The sequence below is a fragment of the Frankia sp. CoWAU3 genome (assembly GCF_977971855.1).
Genome location: NZ_CDWWXB010000167.1, coordinates 1 through 7,760, shown reverse-complemented (window position 1 = coordinate 7,760; position 7,760 = coordinate 1). Strand labels below are relative to the sequence as shown.

The following is a 7,760-nucleotide window of genomic DNA, read 5'->3' as shown; positions in this document are numbered from 1 at the left end:
GATCACGACGGACCCGCGCCTTAACTCGCCTCACCGACAGCACCCGACCGGCAACGCCGGCCGGGCATTCGGCGAGCCCTCCCACGACATCACCGAACACTTACCTTCGGCGGGACTTCCGCGACGTCTCCCTGTGGCGCCAGGCGGTCAGCGAGATGCTCCGTCTTGCTCTCCAGGGTCCCGAGGACCCGGTGATCGCGCCGATGACCATCCTCGATTCCGACCTGCTCGCCGAGCTGACAGCCTCGACCCGCGCCGCCGGACACCGCATCGCCGGACACCGCGTCGCTCATGTCACGCTTCTTGCCGACCGCACGACAATGATCCGCCGCATCCACCGACGCGGGGATGCGGACGCCGGAGTCGCGATCATCTCGCCCGGCCTTGTGGGGCGCGAGGTTCCAGGCCTGGAGGAACATCGCGCCCTGGCGGGCGAGGCCTCCGGCGATGGGATCAAAATGGTATCGTTTTCCCATGGAAGCCGTTGTCGATCAGGCGGGCCGGATCGTGTTGCCCAAGCTCCTCCGCGAGGCGCTGGGCCTGTTCCCGGGAACGAAGGTGGACATCTCGCCCTATGGCGACGGTGTCCAGATCGTGCCTGCCGGCAGGACCGCGCGCCTCGTCGAGGAGGATGGTGTGCTCGTGTCAGCCAGCGATACGCCCGTCGACGACGACATCCTGTTCGGCCTCATTGACGCGGGCCGCAGGTGACCATTGCGGTCGACACGAGTGTCGCGGTTCCGCTCCTGGTACGTTCGCACACGCACCACGCGGATGTGGTGCAATGGTGGGGCGGGCGGGAGCTTGCGCTGAGTGGGCATGCGCTGGTGGAGACCTATTCGGTACTCACCAGAATGCCCGGCGACGCGAGACTGTCCGGGCCGGACGCCGCGCGTCTGCTCGACGTGCGCTTCACTGCACCGTTAACGTTGAGCGGACCGCATGCGCGGAAGGTTCACGCGACGTTGAGTCGCGTCGGTATTGTTGGGGGCGCCGTCTACGATGGGCTGGTGGCTTTGGCTGCCAAGGAGCACGGCCTGGCCCTCGCGACGAGGGATGCTCGCGCACGCGGGACCTATGACGCGCTTGGAGTCAAGGTCATTGTTGTCGCTTGAGGTGGCTCGCGACTCCGAGTACGTTTCACTTCCCGATCCTCACGGACGCGCCGCGTAATCAATTGATGCATCCGACTTTCCGGTAGTTCCGCGACGTCGTCTAATATCCGATCTTGGAAGCTACGATCGGCCGTCCATACACCCTCTACACCCATGGCGACAGCGACACGACCGGAGCGGTCCGCGGGGTCAGCAGGGACGCCGCCCAGATGGGTCCTGAAATCATCATTCGCCCGTCGGGACCCGGGCACCGACCAGCAGCGATGCCCGATGACCGCCCAGCCGGCACCATCCGTATCCGAGTCGAACGTGCGTTCCGCAAACCTGGTGGTTCCGGCGGCTCCGGTCCGCCTCGCCACCATGATCGTGGGGATCGAGGCGCGGCCGGTTACGCGGATTCGAGCGCGTCCTCGACGGCGAGGCGCTCGCAACGTCGTTTCCCCCATTCGCCTAGCGGGCGGAGGGCCTCGTTGAGTGAGATGCCATGCTCGGTGAGGGAGTACTCGACCCGGGGCGGGACCTGGCGATACACCTCGCGGTGGACCAGGCCGTCCTCCTCCATCTCGCGCAGGTGCTGGATGAGCATCTTCTCGCTGACGCCGGGAAGGCCGCGCCGCAGCTCTCCGAACCGCCGGGTTCCGTGGTTGTTCAGCTCCCAGAGGATCAGCGACTTCCACTTCCCTGACACCACGTCCATACCGGCGTCTATGCCGCAGACGTAGGGACCGCGCCTCGCGCTCGTCGCCATCAGACCCTCAACCTCGCCTCAGCTGGCCACTTACTTCCTGGTAAGTATTGAACAAAATTGTAGGTACTTGCCGGCGGGGAAGGTTCGGGCGGAGAGTCGGGACGGCACGCCAGTCAGACCACCGAGCGGAGCGAGGGCAATCCATGACGACCTGTACGACCTTCCTGGGCTTGGGCGCGATGGGCAGCGCGCTCGCCGCCGCGACTCTCGACGCCGGCCGACCAACCGTGGTGTGGAACCGCACTCCAGGCAGAGCACGGGCTCTCGGCGATCGTGGCGCCACCGTCGCCGAGACCGTCGAGGAGGCGATCATCGGCGGCGGGGTGGTCGTCGCGTGCCTGCTTGACCATCGGTCGGTGCACTCTGTGGTCGAGTTCACCGAAGCCGCGCTGGAATCGCTGGTGACGGCCAGCCTGGACCAGGGCGTCAATGTCGAGGTGCTGCGGCCCGTCCACGACATCGTGCGCCGGCAGATCACCGCCGGATACGGCCAGCAGGGCACCGCCCGCATCTTCGAAGAGCTCAGGAGCTCCCGATGAGCGGTGAGGGCGGTCTGTCTCCTGTGACGGTCGTCGGCCTTGGCCCGATGGGTCGGGCAATGGCCGCGTCCCTGTTGCGGTCCGGCCATCCGGTGACAGTGTGGAACCGCACCGAGGGGCGCGCCGACGACCTCATCGTCAGGGGCGCCACGCTGGCACCCACAGCGACAGCCGCGGTCGCCGCCAGCGAGCTGACCATCCTCAGCCTCACCGACTACCAGGCGATGTACGACATCCTCGACCCGGTCGCCGAAAGTTCGCGACCCTCCGCTGTCCTTGCCGGCAAGGTCCTGGTCAACCTCAGTTCGGACACCCCCGATGCCTCCCGGGATGCGGCGGGATGGGCGGCCAGACACGGAGCGAGCTTCGTGACAGGAGGCGTCATGGTGCCCGCTCCCGCCGTCGGCGGTCCAGGGGCACATGTGTTCTACAGCGGGCCCCGCGCGGTATTCGACATGCACGAACCGACGCTCAGACTGATCGGCGAGCCCCGGTACCTCGGGGAGGACCCAGGCCTGGCCCAGCTCTTCTACCAGGCGCACCTCGACGTCTTCCTCACCGCCCTGTCAAGCCTGCTCCACGCCACCGCGCTCGTCACCGCCGCCGGTGTCCCGGCCGCCGGCTTCCTACCCGGCGCGCTGAACACCCTCACCGACATCCCGACGATGATCGGAGAAGGATGGGACCTGGCCCGGCGCCTGGAGGCCGGCGAACACCCCGGCGACCTCAGCACGGCACGGATGATGGGCGCCACAGCGAACCACATCGTGTGGACGAGTGAGAAGGCCGGCATCGACACACAGCTGCCCAAAGCCGTCAAGGCGCACTACGACCAGGCCGTCACCGCGGGCCGCAGCACCGAGAACTGGACCGTTCTCTACGAGATGCTCAAAGGCTGCGACTGAGGAACGACCAGAACCACGGTTCTACCACCGGGCCACGCAAGCTGCGTACCTGGCACAGGGTAGCTGTTCACGTCGGTTGCGCGGCGGCCTTGTAGATCTTGTTTGGTGATCGTGTGGCGTTCGCGGGCCGGTGGGTGATGATCGGATAGCGTCACGAGTCGTGGAGTCAACCGGCCGCCCGACGTACCCGGATCATCCGCAATCCGGCAAGGGGCGTGCGGCTCCCACCGGCCCGGATCCCGGACAAGCTCTTCCTCGTCTACGCCGGGCGGTTCCGCCCGTTTCCAGGCCGCCCGATGATCGTGACCGCTGGGCGTCGTGGTCGCGTCGACCTTCCTGCGATCGAGGGGAGGGCTGCCGGTCGATACCCCTCGCAGCCAGTGTCGACCGTCCCGCCGACGATCTTCCATGTTCTCCGATCTTGGGGCGCGAGCCACGACCGCCAAATGTAACCGCCACACGCCAAATGTAACTCCGTCGTGGTTACATTTGGGTGTGCCACGTGACGTGAGCCAGACGATCGCCTTCCTGCGCGCGGCGGGAGCCGACACCACCGAGGTGGAGGTCAAGGCTGCCGCCGGCGGGTTACCCGCCTCGTTGACCTCTACGCTGAGCGCGCTGGCGAATCAGCCCGGGGGCGGGACCATCATCCTGGGACTCGACGAGCGGGCCGGGTTCCGCCCCGTCGAGCTCAGCGACCCGCAGGTACTCAAGCAGGGCCTGGCTGCCAGGGCCCGGGCATTCACACCGCCGGTCCGTCTCACGATCGAAGACGGGGAGGTTGACGGGGCCGCAGTCGTGGTTGCGCAGGTCCACGAGTACGACCGGTCGACCAAGCCCTGTCGCGTCACCGCGACCGGCAGGGCGTACCTACGTGGCTACGACGGCGACTACGCCCTGTCTGACGTGGAGGAACAGGGGTTCCTGGCCGCTCGCCAGCCACCGCTGTTCGACCGTTCACCTGTCGAGGACGCCACCATCGACGAGCTGGACACCGAACTCGTCGATGCTTTTCTACTCGCTGTCCGCGAACGCGACCCGGCCGGGCTCGGCCGTTTTCCCGACGACACCGAGCTCCTACGCCGGGCTGGGGTCACGATGGATGGCGGGCAGCCAACTGTCGCGGGACTGCTCGCTCTCGGGGTCCATCCCCAACAGTGGTTCCCTCGCTACGTCATCCAAGCCGCCGCGCAGCCCTTGCCCACCGGCTCCGCCGCAACGCGGGCCCGCAACCAGGTCACCATCAGCGGACCGGTCCCGCGGATGCTTGACACGGCGCTGCTCTGGGCCCGACGTACCTTCGACACCGCCATCGTCGCCGAGATGGACGGCAGCGTTCGTGACCGTCCGATCTACCCACTCGTCGCCTTCCGTGAACTGGTCGCCAACGCGCTGATCCACCGCGACCTCGATCACTGGTCCGCCGGGCTGGCCGTCGAAGTGCGGCTTCTGCGGGACCGCCTGGTAATGACCAACCCCGGCGGCCTGTACGGCATCACCGTCGACCGGCTCGGACGCGACGCGGTGACCTCCGCCCGCAACGCCAGACTGGTCGCGATCTGCCAGCACGTCCGCTCTGCGCAGACCGGAACTCGGGTTATCGAAGCCCTCGCCAGCGGGATTCCCACCGTCACCGAGGCTCTCGCCGACTATGGCCTGCCGTCAGCCCACTACCTGGACAGCGGCATCCGGTTCACCGTCATCCTCCACCAGTTCGCGACCGCCACGCCCGTGGCAACCGCCGAGCCCCCGCTGGGCGCCACGGAGCGTCGCGTCTACCAGGCCCTGACCCGTCAGGGACGAACAGTCAGCGACCTCGCCGAAGAGCTCGGGCTGTCCGCTCCGAACATCCGCAAGGCCCTGCGAAACTTGCGCGGCCGCGGGCTGATCCTTCAACTCGGCGGCAGAGGCAGGGCCACCACCTACCAGCGGACGGACTCATAGCCGATCGATCCTTACCCGCCAACCACTACACGCCCTGGACCATGCCTGGCCCATCCCCATGTTCCACCCGGCCAGATGACGCCGAGTCCACCGCGCGAGCCAGATGAATCACGTCACCGCCGCTGGTCACGGTGAGAAGCATCGGCGCCCCATGCGTGGTCCTTTGATGTGCCCCGAAAGCCACGCATGGGGCGAAACGGCCTGCACTCCGCGTGGTGTGGCCGCGCGATCAGTCGAGCCACAGCGACGGAACTCGTGGACGCCGATGTACACGCAGAGTCATCAGAGGATTAGTGGGTTCATGGCCTGCCGCAGGCATCTGACGACCCTGCACGGGCACGCTCCGTGATCCCCGCGCCGACCTTGGACGGCGGGTGACCTTGGGGGCGACCTTGACGGAGGGATCCACTTCCCGGTCTCGAGTGCGGGCGCGGCGGCGCGGGATGACCTTGCTCGACAGAAGCCCCGGCGGCCCTAGATCTGGGCATCTACCTGCGGGTTTGGTCGTCCAGGCGGGGCTCGAACCACCTGTCGAGGTCCTGACCGGGATCGTTCCACAGCTCTGGATCTCAAAGGGATAGATCATAAACCGCATCCACCCAGGTCGGAGGAATGATCAAAAAATTGGTGGGGATCGAACCCACGACCGGAGGATTATGAGGACTATCCGGCTATGCGGTGTGCTGAGCTGCATCGACGCACGTCACGCGCGACCGTGAACGTCGAATACTCCTCTGTACAGAGATCCGTCTGGTTGCAATCCTGTCGAGGAGATCACACCACCCAGCGGTGGTCACAGACCGGCGCGGCCGTGGCCGGTCCGGGGCACGGCCCTGCCGCGGAGGGGCGCCCCGACGGCGGCTGCGGCTTCGACGCGGTCGCGTTGCCTTGCGATGCGCGTCCACGCGAGCCCAGGATCTACGCTGGGATCGGATGGTCGCGTCCCACCGACGTCTTGGACGCGTGACGACTCATCCGCCCGGGAGGCGATGGTGACGACGGCCTTGCCAGAGGACAGCTGGCTGCGCGACCTGCGCCCGCAGCCCGCGCGCGTGACGGCAGCCGAGTACGAGGCGCTGTCGGAGGAGATCGCCCGGTCGATCGAGATCGTCGACGGTTACATCATCTTCTGTGAGGCTCCCGCCCCGGACCACCAGACCGCGGGACGGCGGCTCGCCAACCTGCTGGAGCGGCACGCCCGGAACGCCGTGAAGTCAGGCCGGTACGGCTGCCTGACGGTCAACAACGACGTCGACCTGCGGCTCCGCGACATCCCCCTGCTCAACCGCCGGCCCGACGTCATCCTTTACCGCTGCCTCGATCGTGACCGCGGCGAACGGCTCCGCGCCGAACACGCCCTGCTCGTCATCGAGATCGTCTCGCCCGGCTCAGAGACCCAGGACACCACCGACAAGCTCGGCGAATACGCCCGCGCCGGCATCCAGCACTACTGGATCATCCGACTCGACAACGACGGCGTCACCAGCATCGAACGCTACGCCCTCGACCGCGCCAGCATGCTCTACAAACACCTTGGCACCCTCATGAAAGACGAGGCCGGCGGACCACCGGAAATCACCAACCCCATCCCGATCACCATCACCTGGGATGACCTGGCTTTCTGAGCGTCCCGACAGGTCGACAGGACCAATTTTGGCCCTCCCAGTCATTTGTTACAAGCCGTGCGAGAGGATCTTGGCACGGTTGGATGTCGCGGATCAGCGTGGCGCCATCGCTTCACTCGTCCCGGGGCGAGCCACGGATCACAATAGACTCGGTTGTGCCTAGAAGGCTTGGGCGGGCAAGGCTTGGGCGGGCGAAGCCGCGCAGGATGGGTCAAGTTCTGGGCAGGTGGGTCAGGCTGCGAGTCTGGCGTGTTGGATGAGCTCGTCAACGGCCTTCTGGTAGCCGTCGGCGGCTCGGCGTAGTGGTGGCGGGTCGCCGGGGTGGTTGTCGGCAGCGCGTGCGAGTGCGGCAGCCTCGGCCGTGATCGGCCTGGTGCGACGGCCTCGCACCGATCAGGATGTGATCGAACGGCTGGGGGTGCTACCCGAGGCGAAAGTCGGTGAGATCGAGGACGCCCTACATCTCGGCGGTATCACCGCCGGGCTCGACCCGTACGAGCGCTGACCGGTAGGTCCCGGCGAACGACCGGCCGGCTCTGGCTACGCCGGCTCGGCGTCCCGGGCGGCCTGTCCAGCCTCCTCGTTCCAGGACGGATCCGACACTCGGTCACCGCGGCAGCTCCGGCGCCAGCCCCGCCGGGTCTACGGGCAAGGATCTCTCACGAGCCCGGCCGACTGCCGCCCGAAAGCGTGAGACTTCGCCCCTCGCCAACGACCTGGGGACAAGGCTCCTGCACGATCGAGGACGTGAAGCACGGAAAGTCACCATTGAAGCCGATCCGCCGGAGGGCCCCGGCATTGTACGAACCGGGCCTCCACGCCCGCCCACCTGCGTCTGCGCAACGCGAACGATCGCGTCGATTGATAGGTCGACCTATTTGCCC

The 7,760-nt window shown here is 67.0% G+C and carries 8 protein-coding genes; 6 read left to right on the top strand and 2 right to left on the bottom strand.

Going from position 1 to position 7,760, the window contains the following annotated elements:
- Positions 1-89 precede the first annotated feature (89 nt).
- Positions 90-476, bottom strand: coding sequence for a hypothetical protein (locus AC08ON_RS13955; RefSeq protein ID WP_476617125.1), 387 nt, complete (start codon positions 474-476; stop codon positions 90-92).
- On the opposite strand from AC08ON_RS13955, the gene AC08ON_RS13950 reads away from it, so the two are divergent.
- Positions 475-711: an AbrB/MazE/SpoVT family DNA-binding domain-containing protein gene (locus tag AC08ON_RS13950; protein ID WP_476617124.1), complete on the top strand. Its 237-nt coding sequence runs from the start codon at positions 475-477 to the stop codon at positions 709-711. The two genes, AC08ON_RS13955 and AC08ON_RS13950, sit on opposite strands and share 2 nt — an antisense overlap.
- Positions 708-1,115, top strand: coding sequence for a PIN domain-containing protein (locus AC08ON_RS13945; RefSeq protein ID WP_476617123.1), 408 nt, complete (start codon positions 708-710; stop codon positions 1,113-1,115). The genes AC08ON_RS13950 and AC08ON_RS13945 overlap by 4 nt, the downstream gene beginning before the upstream one ends.
- 388 nt (positions 1,116-1,503) lie before the next feature.
- Here AC08ON_RS13945 and AC08ON_RS13940 read toward each other — a convergent pair whose 3' ends face one another.
- Positions 1,504-1,863 (bottom strand): winged helix-turn-helix transcriptional regulator, encoded by a 360-nt coding sequence (locus tag AC08ON_RS13940; RefSeq protein ID WP_023840419.1) that lies wholly within the window; start codon positions 1,861-1,863, stop codon positions 1,504-1,506.
- Positions 1,864-2,006: 143 nt separating this feature from the next.
- Here AC08ON_RS13940 and AC08ON_RS13935 point away from each other — a divergent pair, with 143 nt between their 5' ends.
- From AC08ON_RS13935 to AC08ON_RS13920, 4 genes are all read left to right on the top strand, one after another.
- Positions 2,007-2,402, top strand: coding sequence for an NAD(P)-binding domain-containing protein (locus AC08ON_RS13935; protein ID WP_476617122.1), 396 nt, complete (start codon positions 2,007-2,009; stop codon positions 2,400-2,402).
- Complete coding sequence (locus AC08ON_RS13930; RefSeq protein ID WP_476617121.1) at positions 2,399-3,307, top strand: NAD(P)-dependent oxidoreductase; 909 nt, start codon at positions 2,399-2,401, stop codon at positions 3,305-3,307. Before AC08ON_RS13935 ends, AC08ON_RS13930 begins: the two co-directional genes overlap by 4 nt.
- A 495-nt stretch (positions 3,308-3,802) precedes the next feature.
- Positions 3,803-5,251 (top strand): ATP-binding protein, encoded by a 1,449-nt coding sequence (locus AC08ON_RS13925; RefSeq protein WP_476617120.1) that lies wholly within the window; start codon positions 3,803-3,805, stop codon positions 5,249-5,251.
- A gap of 1,004 nt (positions 5,252-6,255) precedes the next feature.
- Positions 6,256-6,876: a Uma2 family endonuclease gene (locus AC08ON_RS13920; RefSeq protein ID WP_235186947.1), complete on the top strand. Its 621-nt coding sequence runs from the start codon at positions 6,256-6,258 to the stop codon at positions 6,874-6,876.
- The last annotated feature ends 884 nt before the right edge of the window (positions 6,877-7,760 follow it).